This is a genomic window from Yokenella regensburgei ATCC 49455 (genome assembly GCF_000735455.1).
In the GTDB taxonomy this organism is placed as follows: domain Bacteria; phylum Pseudomonadota; class Gammaproteobacteria; order Enterobacterales; family Enterobacteriaceae; genus Yokenella; species Yokenella regensburgei.
This window is the reverse complement of sequence record NZ_JMPS01000028.1, coordinates 1-22,989: the sequence shown is the minus strand read 5'-3', so window position 1 is coordinate 22,989 and position 22,989 is coordinate 1. Positions and strand designations below refer to the sequence as shown.

The following is a 22,989-nucleotide window of genomic DNA, read 5'->3' as shown; positions in this document are numbered from 1 at the left end:
CTCCCTTGATAAAGCCACGCATATAAAGCGGGCCGCAGTCCCTTCAGGACCCGGCCCGCTGGCGATTATTTATCGCGATAAGGGATCGCCGGGACATCCTCTTCGCCGGTAATGACCCGATCCGGATGCGCCAGCTGTTCACCTTTCACAAACCGCGCACTGACCGCGCCAAACAGCGTGAAGCCCAGGATGGTCGCCACCCCGCCATACATCAGCGCCTTATCACCCGAGTTCACCAGCGCAAAGTAGCTATAGGCCGCGCCAACCCCGGCAACCATATTGTTAATAAGCGCCTGGCGTGTCGGTACTTTATGGACTGCCTGAATGGTCACCAGCGCCGCCATCGACAGGATATACGGGATGAGATTCGTCACCACCGACAGGTCTACCACCGCCGAGAACTGGTCAGATACCCCCACGTTGCCGGTGGCCATATGATGCGCCCAGCCGTAGCGGGTGCCGCTGGCGCTGACCGGGATAGAGAGCCAGCTGAGAACGGTCTGGATAGCCAGCAAAATCAGCATCCCGACAATCGGCGTGCCGCTTTTATTGGTCTTCGCAAACACCTTCACGAAATAGCCCACGTCCGCCGAACTTTTAAACACCTGGGCGGTGGTGAACTGCCAGCCCAGCAGAGAGCCGATACAGGCAATGATCATCAAGCCGGTGACGATATTGCCAACCATCGGGGTGAACATGGTGGCAAATACCAGACCGAACGGGGCGTTAGAAACCGCCAGTTCAGCATTCGGAATAATGCCGCCGATGACGTTGGTCGACACAATGTAGATAATTGCCGAACCGAGCGTGCCAAACAGCACCGCAATTGGCACGTTCCTCTGTGGGTTTTCCACCGCATCGCTGTTCGCACAGGCGGATTCCAGGCCGAGGAAGGCCCACAGCGTCACCGCCACCGACGAGCTGGCGGCGCCGAACAGGCTGGTGTTATGCGGGTTCCAGCCTGCGGCGTAGATTTCCGGCTTGAACCAGAACCAGCCCACGGTTGAGACCACCACTACCGGTGCAATGACCCCCCACACCGTTACCCCGCCAATTTTACCGGTGATACTTGCGCCACCGAAGTTAGCAAACGTGGTGAGCCATAACAGCCCGATGGTCATCAAACCAATTTGCAGCGGGTTGGGGTTGATATGGAACAGACCAATAATATAACCCACCGCCGTTATCGCTATCGCCACGTTACCGATGACAATCGCCAGGCCATACGTGTAGTTAGCAATATAGTTTCCCGCTTTACCGAAGGCATATTCAGCATATCCCCCCATACCGCCAGGTCTGTTGCTCAGGGTGCCGCAGCGGGCAAATGCCCAGGCCAGCGCCATGGAGCCCGTGGCGGTCACCAGCCACGACACAATCGAGATATTCCCTACCTGGGCCAGTTTCGTCGGTAATAAAATAATCCCCGACCCCAGCATGTTAATCGCGGTTAACATCGTTAACTGCACGACGCTCAGTTTTTTAATCGCCATAGTCTTTCTCCGTACAGCAGGAATAGTTCCGCGTTAGTTGCTGGTTTTCAGGCACTGCACGTAATAGGTACCGTCTTCATTTTCCACGCCATGAATATCATGACCAAAACCTGGAAAACGCCGATCCCACTGCTGCAATATCTGGAGATAGCGAATATAGGGACTGGATTGACCCCCGGCACTTTCACCCGGCATGATCATCGGAATACCTGGTGGATACGGCACCACGCCGGTCGCCAGAATGCGATCGTAAAGGTTATCCACGCTGGCCGTTTCAATCTCGTTATGCACCAGCTTGACGTAGGCCTCTGCCGGGGTCATGGCGGGCTGCGGTAACGTTGTAAAGGCTTCCGCCTGCACTTGGGTAAATCCGGTTTCCTTAAAGAAAGCAAACATCTCGTCCGCGAGAGTTTTTAATCCCTTGCCTTTATATTCCTCCGGGCAATCTTTTTCATGCGCGTACAGCACTTGCTCTACGGGAATATTACTGTCGTAGGCATCTTTAAATTTCAGCAGCGCGTTAATTAACGTGCCGTATTTACCTTTGGTGATCCCAAGCGAGAACAGGAACAGGATCGTAAAGTCCGTGGTTTTTTCTACCTGAATACCGCGCAGGCTGAGGAAGGCTGTCACCAGCGTCGCCGGGATCCCGGTCTCTTCCAGCGTGCCGTCGGTCGCGACACCCGGCATCACCACCGAAACTTTGATAGGGTCGAGCATGCAGTAGCCGTCTTCGATATCGTGAAAACCGTGCCACTCGTCGCCGGCGCGCAGTTCCCAGCAGCTCGGGTCGGTGACCAGCAGCGGCACCGGCGCATCTTCGAAGGAGATTTTCTTCCCGGTATCCGGGTCGGTGACAAAATCAGCATTCCAGGTTGAGAAGAACCAGTCCTGATTTTCCTGAAGGTCGCGACGAATACGGCGAACAGCTTTACGAAAGCGCACCGCTTCGGTAATGGATTCTGTCGTCAGGTATTTACCACTCTCCCCGCGCATCATTTCCGCCGACACTTCGTTGGTCATGATGATGGGGTACAGCGGCGAGGTAGACGCATGCATCATATAGGCTTCGTTAAAACGAGCATGCGGCACCGGATTACGCCCGTCACGAACGCCAATCAGCGAGGCCTGAGAAAGTGCGGCCAGCAGTTTATGCGTGGAAGTGGTGGTGAAAATCGTTGGCAGATCACGCGGATAATCGTCGGCTTCACCATACATACCAAAACGATCGGCATACAGCGGATTAAAGCGTGCATAGCCGTACCACGCCTCATCGAAGTGAATACGATCGACGCTGGCATCCAGCTGTTTAACCACCGTCGGCACATGATAAGTGAGCCCGTCGTAGGTCGAGTTGGTGATAATCGCGTGCAGCGCCTTTTGGTTTTTGTCCTTCGCCAGCGGGTTGCGGGCAATGGCCTGCTTAATTTCATGCTCACTCAACGTGTTAGCATAAACCGGCCCGATAATACCGAGATAATTTCGCGACGGCATCAGGTAGGTTGGCACCACGCCGGTCATCGTCAGCGCCTGCTCCGTCGATTTGTGGGCATTCCGGTCACAGAGCGCGTAGTCGCCGCGTGCCACCGAGGACATCATGATAACGCGGTTCGACATCGAAGAGCCGTTGGTCACCGTGTAGGCACGGTGAGCGCCAAAAACCCGGGCGCAGAACTTTTCGCTTTCGCCGATAGGCCCGCTGTGATCCAGCAAAGAACCGAGTTCACCAACGGAAATGGAGAGATCCGAACGCAGCAGGTTTTCACCAAAATAGTCGTGAAAAGCGCGGCCAACGGCAGATTTCATAAACGCCGTCCCACCAGCATGGCCTGGCGTGTGCCACGAATATTCGTATTTCTGTGCAAATTCAAAAATAGCCCGGGTCAGTGGAGGAACGATTTTTTCCCTGTAAGCTAAAATCGCCGAATGGATACGCCCGGCAAGAAATACGGGGGTATCTTCCTGGATCCAAATCAGTTCATCGGTTTCACGCATTATTTCGTGCGTTAAGTTTTCGCCCTGCCGGTTATCCAGTAATAAGAATAAGGGAATCGCCTGACTTTTACTGCGCAACGCCTCGATGACTTTTTTGGCCGATTCATTCTGCTGCTCTTCGTTATTCATTATCCAGTCGAGGAGCACCAGTTCAATCGTCGCATCGTTGCGCAAAACTGCCGCTGCATCGTCGGCAGAATCCGCCACTACGGTGATGATACCTTTATGATTTAACGCATCGATTAGCCGGGTTATTGAGTCATTAACCACCCCGACATGGCTGGCACTGTTATGGACAACCAGGGCTTTTAAAGATATTAATCTTTCACTACGAACTTCCATGACCACCTCCACTGTCGAATTACTCCCCGAAGGTAAATATGCTACCTGGGGCGCCGATTAAAACACTTGCAATAAAAATGAAAACGTCGCGTTATTAATTCCTGGCACACAAGCACAGCAATTCACTTGCATAATGCAAGTAAACTAAAGAGGTAGCCTGTAAATAACCTTGTAAGGTGTAAGTCTTTTTGGTGGGTATCATCATAGTAATGAAGGTTATTTTGAGGTTAGTACTGAATGATGTTTTAAGGTTAGCAGGGAAAAAAATAATAGGTAAATAAGTAATAATATCTATAGATATCACTAAATTACCTTTGTTAAATAAATATCAATGCTGTTCATCATCGGGATCAGAACGCTGTCTTTCTGCCTTTCAAGCACTATTCATAGCATGATTCATTCGACGGGTTGATTCTCGACCGAACCGGGAATGGCTACCTATACTGGTGCTCATGTTTTGAGCATGGTGCTCAAAATATTGCTCCGGAGATAATATGTACCCTGCATATAAAGATAATAAGACCCTACGTTTTTTCGGCAGCGTGCTGGCATTGTGCCTCCCTCTAACCAGTTTTACCGCCGACGCTTCGGCGGTACCCAACAAGGCGCAAGATAAGATTGGTGCGGCGACAGATTTTTTGACGCTCAAACACGATCTGCAGCCCGGCACGTACCGTAACGTTGACCAAATTTTCAATACCCGCACTTTTCATCATGGTGATGATGTTTCACCACTCCCGGCCGCCGCAGTCCCCCTCAGCACGGTGCAATATTCACCTGATGGTATTCACACCTACGACATCGACGATTTCATGAAACGTAATAACGTCGCCGGACTGCTTATCATCAAAGACGGGCATATCGCGCTTGAACGCTATGCCCAGGGTAACAGTGAGACCTCAAAATGGACGTCGTTTTCCACCGGGAAGTCTATCGTGTCAACGCTCATCGGGGTGGCGGTCAAAGAGGGTAAAATCAAAAACATCAACGATCCGGTGACCAACTATCTCCCGCAGATGAAAGGAACCGCCTATGACGGAGTCACCGTCCGTCAACTATTGCAAATGACCTCTGGCGTGCAGTGGAACGAAGATTATCGTGACCCAAAGTCTGACTTTTCCGCCATGTTCAAATGCGTTGAAGAAGGTAAAGCGAATTGCATTCTTGGGGTGATGTCCGGACTACAACGAGTCGCCACACCGGGAACCCGTTTTAACTATAAAACGGGCGAAACGCACATGGAGGGAGAGGTGCTGACCGCCGCATTAGGCGGTGAATCGTTGTCGAGTTATTTGTCGCGTAAAATTTGGGTTCCAATGGGGATGGAATCCGATGGTTACTGGCTGCTGGAGTCAAAAAATGGCAAAGAGTTTGCCGGTGGATCGTTGAGCATGACGCTGCGAGACTATGGCCGTTTCGGTCAGTTTATTCTCAACAATGGCGTTATTAAGGGCCAGCAAGTGCTTCCAGCGGGATGGGTCGCTGAAGCCGGTTATCCCGCGCCAGACTCCCCGGAAAATCAGCAGGGTGCTCTCTATTCTGCGATTAATGAAACTTCTCATCCCTACGCTAACCCTATGGGTTACGGCTATAACTGGTGGTCGTTTCCAAAAGGTCAATGGACAGCCTGGGACTACCTTACAGACCCAAAAGTATGGGGTAACGATGCCTACAGCAGCACCCCTGTGAAAAACTTTCCGAATTTATCAGGAGCGTTCACGGCGCAAGGGGTCTTTGGGCAATTCATCACCATCAACCAGAAAGAAAACCTGGTTGCCGTGGTCTGGAGTACCTGGGAAACGCCCTGGATCGATCCTAAAGAGCATGAAACCTACAGTTTCCTTGATGCTGCGACGGCAAAGTTGAGGATGTAATCCTCAAACGACACACCTAATGTGTTCGTTATCATTCATCCCGGGACATCTCGTTATTGCGGCATCTGGCCATGCTCCCGGGGTTTTAATCGCCATTGAGTCGTACTGGAAAAAATGATTTGCCCACAACGCTATAACTGCCTCGATTAAGTAGACTTCAAGCCCTCAACAGGATCCCTTCTCCAGAATTAAACACCGCGATGATTGTCCCCCCGTTTTATCAGCGCTATGTTATGACAATGTTAATCTGAAGTGCACGGCATCGGAGAGATGATATGAAGCTCCAGAATGGACCGGTATTATGCCCTCACTGCGGCAGCATGAGCGCCTACTGCGAGATTGATCGACTCTGTGCGATAAGAGCGAGGGCCTCAGAAGGCGAACACCCGCAGGAATGGGCCAGCATATTGACCGTTCACAAGAAGAGAGCATTTTGCCTTACCTGTCATCAATCCATTGTGGTTTCCACCACGTTGCCGTAGCCATCCCTTCTCAGATTCGACCCGCCGTCATTGCACGTAAGTGACTCCAAAAACTACCAATTAGATTTATTAATTTCCAGAAAGCACGCCGCAGCGGCTTCACGTGTGCTTTATCTCATCGCTGCTAACTCTGCACCAGACCAGGCGCAGAGCGCTTTCGCACGTCCGTCAATCCCCCGATAAGACCATAAGATATATAAAAAGAAACGTTATTTCATTTTGATTAAATGCTAATTTCAATTTTTATATATCCATACGGCTTGTCATGGAAAATGAAACTGTGCCGTTTCAGGTCAGAGAGCGTGCCGCAGAGCATGTCATCTGGCGATAAAAACCTTTAGTAGTTCTTTTCACAGGATTGATTGATAGGTATGACGTTGAAATCTGTTTATGTTGCCCTTGCCGTTTGTTCGGCGTTAACAAGCCTGAATGCAAATGCCTGGAGCCTCAATTACCGCCACGAATTTCTGGAGAAATCGGAACAGCAAAGCGATCGACTTGTCGTAGGGCATCGCTTCGATAACGGCTGGGGCTTTAGCGTTGAGTCCAAATTTACCAACGAAGGTGAAGGGGCATTCGATGGTTTTCATACCACCGGTACTGAATACGATCTGAGCTACCTCGCCAAACCGAATGAAACGTGGTGGTGGGAAGCCGGTTTTAATACCGAGATAACCGACGATGTCCAGGATCTGCGCGTCCATTTCAAACCAACCTACTGGATTACCCCTGAGTTTTATACTGCTGCGCGTTTCAGGGTGGGTCAGCGTAATTATACCGATGCTTCTGGACAAGATAATGGACACTATTTTCAGCTGAACTATTACCTCGGTTATAACGCTGAGAATTGGTCTATCGCCTACGACTTTGAATATAAGAAACTTGATTACCCTGATTTTAAAGGTGAGGAATATTCTTATCTGAATAACGTAACCATTCGGGTTCCTATTAATAAAAACTGGCGTCCTTATACCGAAATTGGTTACGTATCGTATAACGATCCTACTGATACCAGCCCCTACCCTGACGAGTGGCAGTGGCGCTGGCGTGTCGGGATTGAATACGTATTCTGACGATCGCGCCTCTGGATAATTTGTATTTAAAGATGGGTTAATTATCGCAGGCTCGTTTTCGTCAATGGAAAAGGGTCTGCTCTTATTTTCAATGTCATTAGCGCCAACAGGCGACAATGATGACAAGGAGAATTATATGTCTCTGGGAAATTGGGAGCTTAAACCGGGAGAAGCACTGACGCGTTTTTGCGTATCGGCCTCCCGCGAAGAGCGATTCGCCGAGTTTTTTACCGGTGAAGCAATGGATATGACCATGGATTACCATTTCCAGAATGGAGCCGGACCGTCAGAGGAGACGTTTTGCCGGCAGATTTTTCGCCAGCAGATGGCGGAACGTTACGTCGATCCCTCACAGGCGCTACCGCGCTCACAGGTCACCTTTGCCGGTGAGAGCGATACCGTGTCGTTTTCGTCCTTCAATCGCCTGCCGTTCCACGTCCAGCGTTGGCTGGAGGTGGAACTGCATACTGAATGCGCCGGGCTTTACCCGTTTCAACTGTCAACCTGCGGTGGCGTTCGGGTCTGGCGCGATGGCAAGGCCCTCGCCTGCTTCACCCCTTTCACGCGCAACACGCAGCAACACAGTGACGTCCTGCTGCCGCTGAAAAGCGGAAAAAACACCCTGCTCATTCACCTTGAAGAGCTCTTCGAGCGCGACACCCATTTTGTACTGCGCCTGATTTATCGCGGCGATGTGCCGTTGGGCGTATCGCTACCAAACATCGAGGCAAAAACGCTGGATGCGTTAACCCGGTTCGCCAGCAGTATGCGCCCTGAGCTGACGGCCCGGAACCATCAGGCACGCGTCCGCCTTGCTGCCACATCGCCTGCCTGTAGCGTTCATCTTGAAGGTGAGATACACGGGATGGGCAACGATAATTTCACTCCGCGCCAGGTCGATTTTGGGGTGGTCGCTCCAGAATCTGAGTCGTTTACCCTTGAGATCCCTCCCGACATTGGCGCTGCGCACTATCAGATTGCGCTACGTATGCGCTGCGAGAATGTTTGTCTCACCCGTGCCATCGGGGTGAACATCATGCAGCCGCCGAGTACGACAGAATCATCAACCCGACTGCAGGATCGCAAGCTACAGGCGCTGCGTTACACGGCGCATCATGGGATGGACCGTACCTCGCGCCTGCTGGCTATGCTGCACTGCGGCGAAGTCACGGAGGCTGCCACTCAGCTGCTGCTTGATACCCTGCAGCGGATCAGCGCCAGGGAAGATTGCTCTGATTTCTCACTGGTGCCGCTGCTGTGGATTTGGCGCGATCACGAGGGTGAGCATTTTCCCCCGGCGCTCTGGCGACGCGTGCGCAGCACCATTCTCGGCTACCGCTACTGGCTGGATGAGCCAGGTAACGACGTGATGTGGTTCTGGAGTGAAAACCATACGCTCTGTTTCCATACCGCCCAGTATCTGGCGGGCCAGATGTTCCCTGACGCGCTGTTTCTGGCATCGGGGCGTTCTGGTGAGCAGCAGCGCGACATTGCCGCCCGCCGTCTGGCGCAGTGGTTTGACGCCGTTGAGCAGCACGGCTTTGTCGAATGGAATTCCGCGCCGTATTATCCCGTTGACTATATCGGTCTGTTTGCCCTGTACGAGCTGGCGGCGGATGCCTGGGTCAGTGAACGCGCAAAAGCCCTGCTCGACCGGCTGATGCTGCTGAGTTCCCTGCATTATCAGGCCGGTATTGCCGCCGGTACCATGGGGCGGGTGTACGAAAAAGAACTGCTGGCGGGCATCCTTACCGAGCTGTCAGCCTACGGCAACGTGGCCTGGGGCGGCGGCTGGTACAACCGTAAATGCGCCTCACTGCCGCTGTTTTGCGCCAGCGACTATCAGCCACCAGCCGACACTCACCGCTATGCCGCTTTACACCAGGGAACGCTGTCTGCCAGTTATCAGGCCGGCGGTGGGAATATTGTCGTGTGGAAAGCACCCGGCGTCAGCCTCTCCAGCTGCGTTGATCACCATACCGGTAAACGGGGCCACCAGCAGCATCTGGTGGATGTTCAGTTCGCCACCCACCATGACGCGAAACTGTGGGTTAACCATCCGGGAGACCACGAGCCCGGCGGTGAAAAACGCCCCTCCTACTGGTCAGGCAACGGCGTATTACCGCGAGTCATGCAGGTCGACAACCGCGCGATGCAGATTTACAGCCTGCCTGAAGAGGAAATATTCCCCTGGACCCACCTTTACCTGCCAGGCGACGCATTTGATCGGGTCATTAGCACCTTTCATACCTGCCTGGTTCGCGCCGGTGAGGCGTTTGCAGCTATCTGCTGTTCCGCGCCGCTGGTGGCCGTGACTCAGGGCATGACCGCCGGTCACGAATACCGTGCACAGGGACGCCGCGTTGCCTGGTATATCGAAGCAGGGTACGGCGATGAGCATGACTTCGACGCCTTTTGCCTGCGCATGTCGACGCTGAGCGTTCATCTGGACGACCGCAGCCAGGCCATTGCCGCCACGGCGGACGGCGAGCTGATGCGCCTTGACTGGCAAGGCAACTGCCAGGTTGACGGCACTGAACGCACCTTTCCTGCCGATGCCGGATGCCATCCCGTCGTGAATTATCTTGGAGACGCACAATGAAACCACAACAACTCATCCCTGCCCTCGAGCGGGTCGTTCATGGATTCTGTCAGCTAAAAGGCATGGGCGAGCTGAGCGCCAGCAAAGGTCTCGCTATTCAGTTTGAGCAATGGGAATGGGAGGTCGGCGTCGGCCTTTATGGCTTCTGGCGTTATGCCCTGCATCAGAACGACGCCGCGCTACAGGCGTCGCTGCTTGACTGGTATGAGGGGCAGATAGCGAAAGGTTTGCCGGCGATGCAAATCAACACCACCGCGCCGATGATAACCCTCGCGCTGCTGGCCGGGCACGGCGATCGCGCCGATCTGCGCACCGCGGTCAGCGCCTGGGCTGACGACCTGATGGCGAATCTGCCCCGGACCGAAGAAGGCGGTTTTCAGCACGTGGTGAAGGAGCAGCCAAATACCGGGCAGCTCTGGGATGACACCCTGTTTATGACCTGCCTGTTCCTTGGCACCGCCGGGATCGTACTGAAACGCCAGGATCTGATAGACGAAGCCGTCTACCAGTTCCTGCTGCACACCCGCTACCTGAGCGATCCGCGCAGCGGCCTGTGGTATCACGGCTGGACTTTCCTCGGTAATCACCACTTCGCGGGCGCCTTCTGGGCGCGCGGCAACGCGTGGATAACCGTCGCGATCCCTGAATTTATCGATCTGATGGGCGAACACCTGGATGCCGGCACCCGCCGCTTTTTAACCCAGGTTATTTCACGCCAGGTGCGCACCCTGTGTGACCTGCAGGCGGAAAACGGCATGTGGCACACGGTGCTGGATGACCCTTACTCCCCGCAGGAGTCTTCCGCCACGGCGGGGATGGCCTACGGCATGCTGCGCGGCGTCCGTCTTGGCCTGCTGGATGAGGCGGTTGTAGAACCGGCGCTGCGGGCCGCTCGCGCGGTGTGGCAGCGCATTGATGCCGACGGCATCGTCCTTGAAGCCTCCAAAGGGACCATGGTGGGGCATGACCATCAGTACTACTGCGACATCGCCATTGCCCCTGTGCCTTATGCCCAGGCGCTGACGATGCTGCTACTGCTCGAGCTCGAACAGGGCCAGTGGCTGGCGTAACAGATTTAACGTTGTCATTATTCGGAGAACATTTGATGTCCAAACGGAATATTATGGGGGCCTTCCAGACTTTTGGCGGCGCCATGGCTGTCCCCATTGCCTTTCTACCTTTTACCGGTTTACTGCTCGCTATCACTGGCCTGCTGACCATGCCCGACGTGATGGGCGGCCTTGCCCATCCGGACTCTAACTTTTATAAGGTGATGACCATCATCAAGTCCGGCGGCTGGACTATCTTCAGAAACTTCCCGCTGCTGTTCTGTATGGCGCTGCCGGTAGGGCTGGCCAGAACCGGCCAGGCGCGTGCGGCGCTGGTCGCCTTCTTCGCCTATATGGCCTACAACTACTTCACCAACAGCATGCTCACCTTCTGGGGGCCTGAGTTCGGCGTTGATTTCGACAAAGCAATTGGCGGCTCCAGCGGTCTGGCGCTGGTCGGCGGTATTAAAACGCTGGATACCAGTATCGTCTTCTCGCTGATTATCGGCGGCGTGGTGACCTGGGTGCATAACCGCTTCTTTGAGAAAAAACTGCCGGATTACCTGGGTATTTTCCAGGGGATGAGCCTGGTGTTTATCATCTCCTTCTTCGTGATGCTGCCGATGGCGTACCTGACCTGCCTGCTGTGGCCAAAGGTGCAGCTTGGCATCAACACTATGCAGAGCATGTATGTTGAAGCGGATGCGTTCGGCATGTGGATGCTGGCGTTTGTTGAACGTATGCTGGTGCCGACCGGTCTGCACCGCTTCGTCTACTTCCCGTTCTTCTTCGGTCCGGCGGTGGTTGACGGCGGCCTGTACACCCACTGGATTGAAAACGTCTCCACCTACGCAGCCTCTACCGTTCCGCTGGTTGAACAGTTCCCGGCGGCGGGCTATTCCTTGTATGGCAACATCAGCGTCTTCTGTTCATTAGGGGCGGGTCTTGCAATCTATGCCACGGCGAAGAAAAGCCAGAAGCGCAAGATTGCCGCGCTGGTGATCCCGGCGATTATCACCGCCATGGCGGTGGGGATCACCGAACCAATTGAGTTTACCTACCTGTTTGTGGCGCCAGTGCTGTACCTGGTGAACGCCCTGATCGGCGCGACCCTGTGTGTGGTGCTTTATTTGTGCGGCGTGGTGGGATTCATGGGCGGCGGTCTGAATGACATCATCCTGTTCAACTGGGTCTTCTACGCCAAGAATCACGCGCATCTTATCTGGATCCACCTGGGGCTGGGGCTGAGCTTTGCGGCGATCAACTTCTTCGTGTTCCGCTACATGATCCTGCGCTTTAATTTCCTGACGCCGGGCCGTGGCGAAGACGAAAAAGAAGAAGTCCGTCTTTATACCAAGCAGGACTATCGCAACAAGCAGTCTGGCGCACCGGTCGCAGGCCAGGAGCCGGACAGACTTAAGGCGGCGGCTATCCTCCAGTGCGTTGGCGGCTACACCAACATCGACACGATCGGCAACTGCCAGACCCGTTTGCGTCTGGTAGTGAAAGATCAGGCGTTGGTCGCGGACGATAAGATGCTAAAGCAGGCGGGCGCGCTTGGCGTTATGCGCGCAGGCAAAAACCTGCAGGTTGTGGTTGGTCTCTCGGCGCCGATGGTGCGCGAGTACTTTGAACAAGAGTTCAATAAAGGGCCGGGTGGCATCAACGCTGAGCTGGCAGCCGCGCCTGCGGTCTGATGTCTGAGTGATACATCTTGTGGGGGAGCATTGCTCCCCCATTGTCATGATCCCAACAGGAGCAGCGTATGAACCGACTGAACATCGGCGCCCGCGCCCACGATCTGAACGGCCACTCCCTGCAGGCTATTATCGATGAGGCCCGGGTTCTGGGCCTCGACGGGCTACAGCTGGCTATCCATAAAACCTGGGAGGCCGACTGGCAGGCCCGGGATGAAGAGGCGATCGTTGCCAGTATTCATCACCTTCAGTGCTCCGGACTTTCTCTGTTTCTGCTGGCGAGCTACTTTAATCCGGCGCACTCCAGCCCCGACGTGCTGGCACGAGAGCTTGAACGTGTCCGCTTTACCATCGCCGTTGCCAGCAAAAGCGGAGTTGCGGCAGTGGGAAGCGAAACGGGTTCCCTCAACGACGATGACTGGACATGGCATCCGGATAACCGCGGCGAGGCGGCCTTCTTGACCGTAGAACAAACGCTGTCACAGCTGCGCCCTTCGCTGGTGATGCATGACCGGCACTTTCTGGTTGAGGCGGTCAGCGACCATATTATTCACGACGCCCATCGTCTGGCGCAGCTAAACGCGCGATTAGGGGCCCGCTTTCAGGTCACGCTGGATCTTGCGAATCTGCTTAATGCCGGTAACGCCACGCGCTGGCGCGAGGTGCTGGAGCATTTTCTTCTCACCCATGGCGGGCAGATTCGCCTCCTCCATTTTAAGAACTTCATCCTGAAAGACGGTCTTAAAGTGCCGGTGGGGCTTGAGGAAGGGATTATCGACTATGCGTGGGTACTGGAGAGACTTGAACGCCTTCAGTTAAGCCATATTCCCATCATTGTAGAAGAGCTGACGGGTACCGCCTTAGCGGAGAGTGTGAGGTATCTTCGAGGGTTAAGCGGGTAATTCAGCAAATATCGTCACAATAGCTAAAGATAAACAGCGCAATATGCGCTGTTTATCTTTCATCTGTTATCAGACGCGTTCGTTATTCCATTTCAACACCATCACGGAGCTTGCCAGCAGCAACGTAATGCCGTTAGCAGCAATCAGCGGTATATCTCCTGATTTAATCCCGTAGGTTAACCACAGTAACAGACCACTAATAAAGACCAGATACATCTTGGTTGAAATCGCCCTGGTCTCGCGCGTTTTAAGAATATCAAAAACCTGTAAGGAGAATGAGCCTGTTGTCAGGAAAGCCGCACACAGGCCAATGGATGCAGCGTCAAAGGCAAACAGCACGATGCTTAACGCCGCTGTCCCTGCCAGGAAAATAACCTGGTTTGATGAAATACGTTTACTCACGGATAAACCTGTTGATAAATAAAATTCACGAGGACAATTAAATAATGAAAAGCGACACTGTGAATCAGTGTCTGGCGAATAGTGTAGTTGCATCACTAAAAATTTAAAACGGTGCTTTTATTTTATTTTGTGATATTTTTAAATAAAATCAATATTTACAAAGATGGTAGTCAGCGTAGAGCGCCACATCACTCGATAAAAATACCCAGAGAAAACACCCCCAAAAAAATCACTCCATCATACATAACATTCTGACTTATTTGTTAAGTACATTATCAATATCAGGAACTCAGAACGCTTTATTTACGGTTCAATAGATTCCTGGCGCAGAATATTGCCAGAATACTTGAGATCTCAGAAAAAACGGTCAGTGCACACAGATTAAGCAGGCTAAAAAACGGGTCTGTAACAGCATGAAATGCCTTGTTATGACGGTGAAAGCCCGGCACAGCATCATAAAATTTTAGCGGCTTGCAGCTGACAACCTCGTATACTCAGGTCAGGGTATGGGTGGCTCGAGGGGCTAGCTATGGGCGCGCGAACGGCTAACGATTTGTACGAAGAGATGAAAAGCATGACGGTTGAGGAAAGAATACGCTTCTTTTCTCTCTCTCTGGCGGAGGTGCATCGTGAACTGCAGGAAAGTATTACTCAGATTGAGACCATGCAATCGGCTCTGCAGGAAAGTGAGCAAAACCATCGCCAACTGGTCGAAACAGCACAGGATGCGGTAATAACGATTGATTTGACCGGGTACGTCATTAACTGGAACCATGCGGCGGAGAAGATGTTTGGCTGGCGTGCCGACGAGGCCATTGGCAGTGATTTGAGTGAAATGATTATCCCGGAAGCATTCCGCGAGCAGCATAAACGCGGTTTGATGCGTTTTCAGGCTTCCCAGCCGTCTGATATTCTGAACCGGACGATTGAAATCACAGCACTGCACCGTGAAAAAGGACAATTCCCGATTGAGCTGTCAATATGGCCGTACCAGCAGTCCGGCAAACAGTTGTTTTCAGCCTTTATCCGCGATATTACCGACAGAAAGCAGCGCGAGCATATCGCATGGCTGCATGCAAATTTTGATTCGCTGACGGGATTACCAAATCGCCGGTTACTGGTGAATCGCCTTGAGCTGGCTATAACTCAGGCTATTGCCAGTAATAAGGAAGTGGCTCTCCTGTTTATCGATCTTGATCGTTTTAAACCCGTAAATGATATTTACGGACATGCAGTAGGGGATGAACTGCTCCGTCTGGTCGGATTCCGTCTACAGAGTTGCCTACGGGAAGAGGACACACTTGCCCGACTGGGTGGGGATGAGTATATAGCCTTACTTCCGGACTTAAATAAAGATGAGATTATTCTCAGGCCAATTATAGATAACATGGCTGCGGCGCTTTCGCAGTCGTTTTTGATTAATGAGTTCGTTATCAGCATTTCCGGAAGCATCGGCATTTCCATATTCCCGCTGGATGCACAGGATGCGGACTCGTTACTGAATTATGCTGATAAGGCCATGTACATGGCGAAAAAGACATCGCATACTGAAGCGCCACGAGTTTAACCGGTACTTCTGAGCCATATATGATAGTGTAAAGGTAGCAATATCTTCTATATCTGCTCAGGCTGGATGTAAAAACCATCAATTGCAGCCCTGTATATGCCGTAATAAATCACATGTCACTCTCTTCTTTTTGCTATTGCGGTATTACTGCAGTTAAAGTTGTGCCCCGGATCAGTTTACTTGCAGTACTAAAAGCCGGAGCCACAAATCCTGGCTCCGACTTTTAGTTCAGCAATCATTTGCGGCATATCAAGAAACTTACCAGCTGTATTTCACCCCCAGCATACCCTGGGTGTCGCTGTACCCCTTGTCACCCATCTGCACACCCACGTTACCCCATACGCTCAGGCGGTCGTTCAGCCGGCCTTCCACACCGGTACGCACTTCACCCAGGTTACGCGCACCGTCACGGTTCACCGTCGTACCATCCATCTTCACGCCGAAGGTCTCTGTGTTATGCAGCCAGTTCACCTCCACGAACGGCTGGAACTCACGCTGTTTACCGTCATCCATTTTGTGGTGGCTGCTCAGATACGTTCTCACCCCGAGACGCGTCTGAATGTTACCGTCTCCTTCTGACCCAACACGGGTGCCGTCGTTCCGGGTGTGCGAGTCAGCCTTCACCCCCATCCACATGACCTGCGCCTGCGGCTGCACATACCAGCTGTTCAGCGTGCCCTGGCTGCCGGAGAACTCTCCGGCTTTCAGCGTGTAACCCACCTCCAGTGACGCCGTCAGCCCCTTCGAGTCATAGCTGTCACTCCCGCGGTTATCCGCTTCCACCGTATTGTCGAACCAGTTGTACAGCATCCAGCTGTCCACATATGCCCCGGCTTTATCGGCCTCGTTCTGGTACCACGTTCCGTACAAACCGGCGCTGTATCCACTGATGCGTCCGTCAGAGCCGTAGCCTGCTTTACTGCTGCGGGTATTGCTGTGTTCGTTTGCATAGCCACCCATCACGCCCAGATGCCAGCGGTCGAGGCCGTCCGAGCTCCACCGTGCGATATCGCCGCCAAGCTGCAGGACGTAGCGGTTGCTCTGCGTCTTCAACTGACCGTCGCCGGCAGAAGAACGTTCATGACCACCGACGTGGCGCATCCACAGGCTGGTGTTACCATCGCCGTTATGCTGCGCATCCGCGTACAGAGAAGTGTCAGGACGGTCATGCAGGCGGTGACCGAACAGCGTGTTGGCCGCCGCAATGTTGCTGATATAGCTGCCCGCTTCCGGGCGCAGCGCATCCGGTGCCGTCGGGTCGACCACCGGCGGATTGTCCTGGTCCTGCGGCGGTACCGCACCGTTCCATTTGCTGGTCAGGTACCAGTTCTTCGCCGCATCATCCGTTCCCTTCGCCAGCGTGTAGACATACGCCCCGGCTTCCACCGTACCGTTCGTCAGCCCGAAGTTACCCGCAGAGTTACCGTCCACCTGCACCAGCTCAATACCGTTAATGGTCTGCGCACCGCTACCACCCACATTATTCACGTCAACGCGGGTGTTACCGCTGGTATCGCCATGCACCGTCAGTTTGTCCGTCGGCGAGTCGTCGCCACCCAGAGTCGTGTTGAACACCATCAGACCGTCGTTGCCGGTATAGTTACCGTTAACGGTAAGCTGATTACCAGGTTGCCCGCCATCATGGTTCAGCAGAACAGCGCCGCTGTTGGTCAGGTTGTCGCCCACCGTGAAGTCGTTCATCTGCATCGTACCGCCCTGCATGACGTCCACATCCCCGGCGGTGCTGCCGTAACCGGTAAACGAAGCGCCGTCGTGAACGTTGACCAGACTGCCTGCCATATCCACTGCAGAGTCTGCGTCACTGCCCAGCGCCAGCGTACCTGCGCTGATATTGGTCGTACCGGTATAGGCTCCAGATTCAGCGGTCAGGGTCAGGGTGCCGGTACCAGATTTGGTCAGGCCGCCGCTGCCGCTGACGCTGTTGCTGAGTGTCCAGTCGCTGGCGGTGTCCACGGTCAGCAGGCCGTTATCGTTAACCGTAGCGGTGCCGAGGTTGTTCTGTTCGCTGACCGTCAGGCTGCTGCCATCATCGATAGTAAACAGCCCACTGAAGCCGCCGTTGTCTCCGGTAAGCATCGTTTCCGTGGTGTTCGTCGCATCGACGCTGCCGGTGCCGCTGATGTTGTTCGCGAGCGTCCCGGTCACACCGTCCAGCGTCAGGGTGCCGTTGTCCACGATATCACCGGTGCCTGCGCCCTGTGCATTATTAATGACCACTTCCGCACCGCTGCTGATGGCGGTGGTGGCTCTCAGGCTGCTGTTGGCACCGTCAATCGTCAGCGTGCCGCCGCCAACGTTCAGACTCCCGGCTCCGGTCAGGCTGCCGTTGCTGTATCCGCCGTCTGTCAGACTCAGGGAGCCGCCGTTAATGTCCAGGACTGAACCGGCATCGGCTGCCAGTTGACCGACAGTCTGCTCAGTACCGTTCAGGTCAGCCTTCGCAGTGCTGTAGATATGCAGTTCACTGGTGTTACCCAGGGCGCCGTCTGCATCGGTACGCAGGGTACCGCTGAGTACCGTGGTACTGCCGGTGTAGTCGTTATCACCGTCGGAGAGCGACAGCACGTCACCGCCCGTGGTACTGATGGCAAGATTGCCGCTTCCTGTGATGCGGGCAGACTGGTCTGCGGCCGCACCGGTGGCGCCAGGTGTCCCGTCAAGCGTCAGGGTCTGGCCCTGCAGGATGTCCAGCTCTGTCAGACCGTAGTTGACGTACAGGCCATCCTGGTTACCTGAAGCACCCGCCGTGGTCAGCCGGTAATCGTATGTGCCTTTTGCAACCGTATTGCCGCCCTGGGCGATATCCACCTCTGTGGCATCACTGATGGTGTTGCCGTTCTGGTCCTGCAGCATGAGACTGCCGCCGCTGCCGGTAACCTGAGAGGCACTCACCAGCTCCAGTCCGATATTAGTATCATCCTGGGTCATCAGTGATGCAGTGGTGGCGGTGTCATGGCCCGGAACATACGGTGCAGGCACACTAATCTGTACCGTACCGGTACCGGACGCATCCAGTTTTCCGGTCGTCAGATGGCTGGCTGCCACTTTCTGCTCCGGCGCCGTTGCGTTAAAGACCATCTTACCGCCGGCAAAGGTGAGGCCACCAGTGGTCTGCTCCCCGTCACCCACCGTGGTGGTGTTACCGGTACTGGTCATCAGCATGGCCCGGGCCAGCGCTGCTGCGCTCCCCCCGGACAGGGCAAAGGTGCTGTCCTTCAGCTCCACCGTTCCCGTAAAGGCCGTTCCTGTTGAAGAATCAAAAGAAAAGATGTCGTCCGCAGACGCCAGGCCCACGCTCAGCAGACCGTTGCCGGTGAGCACATTACTGAATGTGAAGTTACCCGTACCGTCCGTCGTGGCACCGGCAACTTCCAGCGTACCCGGTGAAGCAATGTTCACCGTACTGGTGCCGAGACCGGTATTGCCCGTGTTGGACTGCAAGGTGGTGGTGAGCGTGCCGCCGTTAACCTGTGTGGCACCGCTGAAGGTGTTCTCTGCGCGCAGGACCGTATGACCTGCATCCTGTATCACGGTACCGTTGCCGGTAATCACTGGCGTGAACTGATAACCACCCGCCGTGGTCGGGTCAGTCTCGGTATGGTTAAACACCATAGCGCCACTGCCGGCCCCCATGTTCACACTGTCTGCGCCGGTGATAAACCCGGCACCCGTTGCCGCCTCACCGTGGGCCGCTCCAATATTGAGTGTGCCGCTGCTGCCGGCCTTCTGCGAAATGCTCACAACACCAGGCATGGAGCCTGTTATTGCCAGCATTCCACCATTGCTCAGGGTGAACATCCCGGTACCGGTATCCCCGACCGTTATCAGCGAGCTGCCTGACGAAGAGGCGTCAACAGTCCACTGCCCACCGCAGCTGACAGTAACAATGCCGTCGCTGCCGGCAAACTGGCCAATTGTGCCGCCTTTCGACGTCATCAGGCCGCCGTTGCGGATCTGTACTTCCCCGGTCCCCATATACCCCACTGCCCAGATAGGGGCTGAAGCTACTCCGGTATTGAGCACGGCATCAGTACCATCCACAACCACGGCCCCCTTACCTCCGGCTACCGTCCCGACAGCAAAGGAGTCTGTATTTACCGTACCGCCCGCATTAATATTGAGAGAGCCTGTTCCGGCAGACCCTACCTCGATGACGTTCATGGCACTGTTCCATACCGCACCGGAACTGACATTAACCGTACCGATACCTCCGGCTGATTTGCCAATGGTCCCACCGCCATCGGTCTGCAATAACGCGCCATCGGTGAGCGTCATGGTACTGGTACCAGAATCACCAACAAACAGAGTTTTAGTAAGCCACTGAGAGCCTGCCCCATCCACGACAACTGTACCGGTGCTGCCTACACCGACACCTGCTGTACTGGTGATAACTCGGCTATCCACCACACCACCATTGGTGATTACCAGTGAGCCCGTACCGGACTGACCTACCATCAGGTTATCCGCATTCAGCACCGAGCCCGGGCCATCCACCGTAACAGATCCATCACCCGTCACGGCATTGCCCAGAATGATGGAAGCCGAATCAGCCTTGCCTCCGTCATGAATGTTTAGGGTGCCTGTTGCGGCGTTGCCCACCGTAAGCGCAGCACTGATGCCTGATGATAGAACTGTACTGTCCCACATCGCACCGGTACTCACGTCCACTGTACCGAGACCTTTACCGGTATCACCCACAATGCCACCCCAACTGGTTACAGAGGCAGCGTTAGCCAGGGTCATGGTTCCGGTACCGGCGGCACCCGTAACAAGTCTGCCGGTCAGGTTCCACCGCGAACCTGCACCATCCACAGTGACGATACCGGTGCTGCCGGCCGCACTGCCTGTGATACCGGTGCCAACACCTGCGCCGGCTGTGTTCACCACACCACCATCAGTAATGGTAAGCCTGCCCTGACCGCTGGCGCCGGTGACCAGGGCAGTCGTGTTCATCACTGCCCTCACACCATTGACATTGACGGTACCAGAGCCTGTGTTCAGACTGCCGAGGGTGGTCGTACCCGCGTTCACGGTACCGGAGGTATTAATATTAATGATGCCGGTATCCAGATTACCCACCGTGAGCGCGCCGCTGGTACTCCAGACAGAATCAGAACTGACCTCAGCAACATCTGAGGTGGTATTACCCACGGTCGCTGTGGTATCGGTCATTACCGCACCATTGGTCAGGATAAGAGTCCCCGGCCCGCCGACACCACCCAGGCCAACTATCAATGAAGTGCTGTCCCATCTGGAGCCCACGCCATCGATAGTGACCGTACCATTGCTCACATAGTCGTTCCAGCCACGCGTTGTGTTCACCACACCGCTATCAGCGATGGTGAGCGTACCGGTCCCGGTATCATGACCTCCCCCTACCGTGATGCCCAGGAAGTCCAGTACTGAACCCAGGCCGGTCACGTTCACGACGCCTTTACCGCCACCGGTAGTCTGACCGCCGATGGTCATTCCCGAGCCGGTAACAGTTCCCCCTGTCAGTATATTGAGCGCTCCTGTGCCAAGTTGACCGACAACCAGCGGAACCGTATTGTTCCAGGTGGAACCAGAACTGACGGTGACCTTACCATTACCGCCAGCACGTGACCCAATAAGACTACTCATGGAGTTGCTCGACAGCACGGCACCGTTAGTCAGTGTTATGGTACCGGTACCAGCATTACCCACAACTAACCCGTTTCCGGTTGTGAAACTGGAGCCAGTACCGTCAATATTAATCACGCCAGTACTGCCCGCTGTGTCACCGACTTTGACACTGGCAGCAGCAACGCTACCACCATCGCTGACGTTGAGAACGCCGGAGCCACCGCTGCTGTTGCCCACAATGACATTACCTGCATTTGCAATACCATTGCTCTGAGTGACTAAAAGGGGGTTGTTACCCAGACTGCTGTCCACAGTCAAATCTGCAGAGGCAATACCAGATAGTGCAAGCAGTATGGGGAGAAAAAGCAGGCTTACCCTCGAAGGAAATGAAATGTATTTACCCCGCGAATGCGTGCTGACAGACACCGTCCGGGTTACGGAAGACGCACTTCGTTTTCCAATCACCAGTTCAGAGCAGACCTGTAATATTCTCAAGGTGCTATTCCATACAACCTGATAACATTTATTCATATAAATCCAACCTTCTTTTTCTTGATGACATCTACAGATGTAGAGAAATTCACACCTCAGAAATAAAACATAAACAGGAAGATGAAAGGATTTAATAAAACCTCAAGAAATATAGAGGGCAGCAAGAATGTTAAAATAGCATTCAGGTGATTAAGTATTAAATATCAATCGCATTCTTTGGTTTTACTGGCTACTATTTACCATTGCAGCAAGCAGCTCAAACCCCGATAGTGAAGAGTTCAACCTCCTTGCGATATAATACCAACCCGCCCGTCTGAAGGCGATGGGGGCCCAACGATAAGAAGATTAAAAAACACAACAACCATAGTACTTAATAATGAAGCACAGTGAACTGCAGAAATAAATTCTTATTACACTAAGCAATAGATGCACAGCACGACAAAATTCCTCCCCGGCCAATTAAGAATAAACACAAAATAACCAGGAACTTCCCACAAATAATACTGTAATTATTTTTTACAAAGTTAATGTAAGTATTTTTATATCATCTGAGAGTCTTTTTTATTCGTAATCGTGCATCCCTATGTTATTCAAAAAGAAATAACATCTTGATATCACTACCCACAGTTTTTAGGCCTGGATACGCCGAAGCAATAGATGCCGAAGCGACTCTTTTCCTGGTAACCAGGACTGGCATCTCTGAGGCAGAAGACCAGAATACGAAGCGTATTGCACTAACAGCTCTGCAGAGAGAATATGCGTGGAAGTTGGGTTTGGTAGATTTCAGGAGATTCGAGCAGAAGTGAAAATGGCCCCCTACAGGATTGAATACAACATCACAATATATTGATAAATAACAAATTTCACAAATTCAATTTCATGACATACCCCCATAAGTACCCCCTAAAATATTTATAACAGTGCTACGCGAAGAAACCATTCACAGATCAGAGAGTAACCAAGTCTAAATTTAACAAAAAACAAACAATTCACTTTCAAGCTCACCAGCTAATTTTTGATCATCTCAAAAGAGAAAACACGTATATATACATACAAAACGTTGTTCCAGTCGTTCCAGTTGTTCCAATACTTGTAACTTAATGAATTCAAATAAATAACACAACCAAAACTGGAACAACTCAGGGGTACAAAAGTTGTTCCAAAAGGGGGATTTGGTACAACTGGTCTCCCTTTGGAATATTAATCTTTGTAGAAAGCGCAATGTAGTCAGTTCACATAAACAAAAGTATACTGGTCATTTATTGAACTATGTTGTGATTTATAGGCCATAGCCATTATGGTAATAATTCCCAAATGGAGGACTAAGACGATGAGCACTAAAGATCGTAAAAACACTAAAGCTGTAATGGAAATTCTTAACATTACATCGCACAGGA

At 53.3% G+C, this 22,989-nt stretch carries 11 protein-coding genes and 2 pseudogenes; 8 read left to right on the top strand and 5 right to left on the bottom strand.

All coding sequences use genetic code 11. The annotated features are described in order from the left end of the window. Positions 1-65 precede the first annotated feature (65 nt). Positions 66-1,490 (bottom strand): putrescine-ornithine antiporter, encoded by a 1,425-nt coding sequence (gene potE / locus GYRE_RS08445; protein ID WP_038254574.1) that lies wholly within the window; start codon positions 1,488-1,490, stop codon positions 66-68. A gap of 33 nt (positions 1,491-1,523) precedes the next feature. Next, the gene (locus GYRE_RS08440; protein WP_038254572.1) at positions 1,524-3,827 is read right to left on the bottom strand and encodes an Orn/Lys/Arg family decarboxylase; all 2,304 of its coding nucleotides are present in this window, start codon (positions 3,825-3,827) and stop codon (positions 1,524-1,526) included. A 494-nt stretch (positions 3,828-4,321) separates the two neighbouring features. Here GYRE_RS08440 and GYRE_RS08435 point away from each other — a divergent pair, with 494 nt between their 5' ends. The 7 genes from GYRE_RS08435 to GYRE_RS08410 all read left to right on the top strand — a co-directional run bounded on the left by GYRE_RS08435 (position 4,322) and on the right by GYRE_RS08410 (position 13,506). After that, positions 4,322-5,701, top strand: coding sequence for a serine hydrolase domain-containing protein (locus tag GYRE_RS08435; protein WP_051860937.1), 1,380 nt, complete (start codon positions 4,322-4,324; stop codon positions 5,699-5,701). Positions 5,702-5,976: 275 nt separating this feature from the next. Next, positions 5,977-6,183, top strand: coding sequence for a hypothetical protein (locus GYRE_RS24980; RefSeq protein WP_072009058.1), 207 nt, complete (start codon positions 5,977-5,979; stop codon positions 6,181-6,183). A 371-nt stretch (positions 6,184-6,554) separates the two neighbouring features. Next, on the top strand, positions 6,555-7,256 hold the full coding sequence (locus tag GYRE_RS08430; RefSeq protein ID WP_038254570.1) for an oligogalacturonate-specific porin KdgM family protein: 702 nt from the start codon (positions 6,555-6,557) through the stop codon (positions 7,254-7,256). Between the two features lie 136 nt (positions 7,257-7,392). Next, complete coding sequence (locus GYRE_RS08425) at positions 7,393-9,858, top strand: hypothetical protein (protein WP_038254569.1); 2,466 nt, start codon at positions 7,393-7,395, stop codon at positions 9,856-9,858. Continuing rightward, positions 9,855-10,928: a beta-galactosidase BglB gene (bglB, locus tag GYRE_RS08420; protein WP_038254566.1), complete on the top strand. Its 1,074-nt coding sequence runs from the start codon at positions 9,855-9,857 to the stop codon at positions 10,926-10,928. The genes GYRE_RS08425 and bglB overlap by 4 nt, the downstream gene beginning before the upstream one ends. Before the next feature lie 35 nt (positions 10,929-10,963). Beyond that, a complete protein-coding gene (locus GYRE_RS08415; RefSeq protein ID WP_038254564.1) occupies positions 10,964-12,604 on the top strand; it encodes an alpha-glucoside-specific PTS transporter subunit IIBC in 1,641 nt (546 codons plus the stop codon). A gap of 68 nt (positions 12,605-12,672) precedes the next feature. Beyond that, the gene (locus GYRE_RS08410; RefSeq protein WP_038254561.1) at positions 12,673-13,506 is read left to right on the top strand and encodes a sugar phosphate isomerase/epimerase family protein; all 834 of its coding nucleotides are present in this window, start codon (positions 12,673-12,675) and stop codon (positions 13,504-13,506) included. Between the two features lie 69 nt (positions 13,507-13,575). Here GYRE_RS08410 and GYRE_RS08405 read toward each other — a convergent pair whose 3' ends face one another. Continuing rightward, entirely contained in the window at positions 13,576-13,908 is a 333-nt protein-coding gene (locus GYRE_RS08405; RefSeq protein WP_174706373.1) for a SemiSWEET family sugar transporter, read from the bottom strand. Between the two features lie 529 nt (positions 13,909-14,437). Here GYRE_RS08405 and GYRE_RS08400 point away from each other — a divergent pair. Next, entirely contained in the window at positions 14,438-15,475 is a 1,038-nt protein-coding gene (locus GYRE_RS08400; RefSeq protein WP_038254559.1) for a GGDEF domain-containing protein, read from the top strand. Between the two features lie 258 nt (positions 15,476-15,733). Here the strand turns inward: GYRE_RS08400 and GYRE_RS08395 are convergent. Both GYRE_RS08395 and GYRE_RS25280 read right to left on the bottom strand, forming a co-directional pair. After that, positions 15,734-21,250: pseudogene (locus tag GYRE_RS08395) on the bottom strand (autotransporter outer membrane beta-barrel domain-containing protein); the annotation flags it as partial. Positions 21,251-21,517: 267 nt separating this feature from the next. Continuing rightward, positions 21,518-21,631 (bottom strand): annotated as a pseudogene (locus GYRE_RS25280) (ESPR-type extended signal peptide-containing protein); the annotation flags it as partial. Positions 21,632-22,989 lie beyond the last annotated feature (1,358 nt).

What these genes read in the sequence shown, in the direction of transcription:
- bglB (WP_038254566.1), top strand. Translation starts at nt 9,855, where the DNA reads ATGAAACCACAACAACTCATCCCTGCCCTCGAGCGGGTCGTTCATGGA.
- GYRE_RS08435 (WP_051860937.1), top strand. Translation starts at nt 4,322, where the DNA reads ATGTACCCTGCATATAAAGATAATAAGACCCTACGTTTTTTCGGCAGC.
- GYRE_RS08410 (WP_038254561.1), top strand. Translation starts at nt 12,673, where the DNA reads ATGAACCGACTGAACATCGGCGCCCGCGCCCACGATCTGAACGGCCAC.
- potE (WP_038254574.1), bottom strand. Translation starts at nt 1,490, where the DNA reads ATGGCGATTAAAAAACTGAGCGTCGTGCAGTTAACGATGTTAACCGCG.
- GYRE_RS24980 (WP_072009058.1), top strand. Translation starts at nt 5,977, where the DNA reads ATGAAGCTCCAGAATGGACCGGTATTATGCCCTCACTGCGGCAGCATG.
- GYRE_RS08400 (WP_038254559.1), top strand. Translation starts at nt 14,438, where the DNA reads ATGGGCGCGCGAACGGCTAACGATTTGTACGAAGAGATGAAAAGCATG.
- GYRE_RS08440 (WP_038254572.1), bottom strand. Translation starts at nt 3,827, where the DNA reads ATGGAAGTTCGTAGTGAAAGATTAATATCTTTAAAAGCCCTGGTTGTC.
- GYRE_RS08425 (WP_038254569.1), top strand. Translation starts at nt 7,393, where the DNA reads ATGTCTCTGGGAAATTGGGAGCTTAAACCGGGAGAAGCACTGACGCGT.
- GYRE_RS08430 (WP_038254570.1), top strand. Translation starts at nt 6,555, where the DNA reads ATGACGTTGAAATCTGTTTATGTTGCCCTTGCCGTTTGTTCGGCGTTA.
- GYRE_RS08415 (WP_038254564.1), top strand. Translation starts at nt 10,964, where the DNA reads ATGTCCAAACGGAATATTATGGGGGCCTTCCAGACTTTTGGCGGCGCC.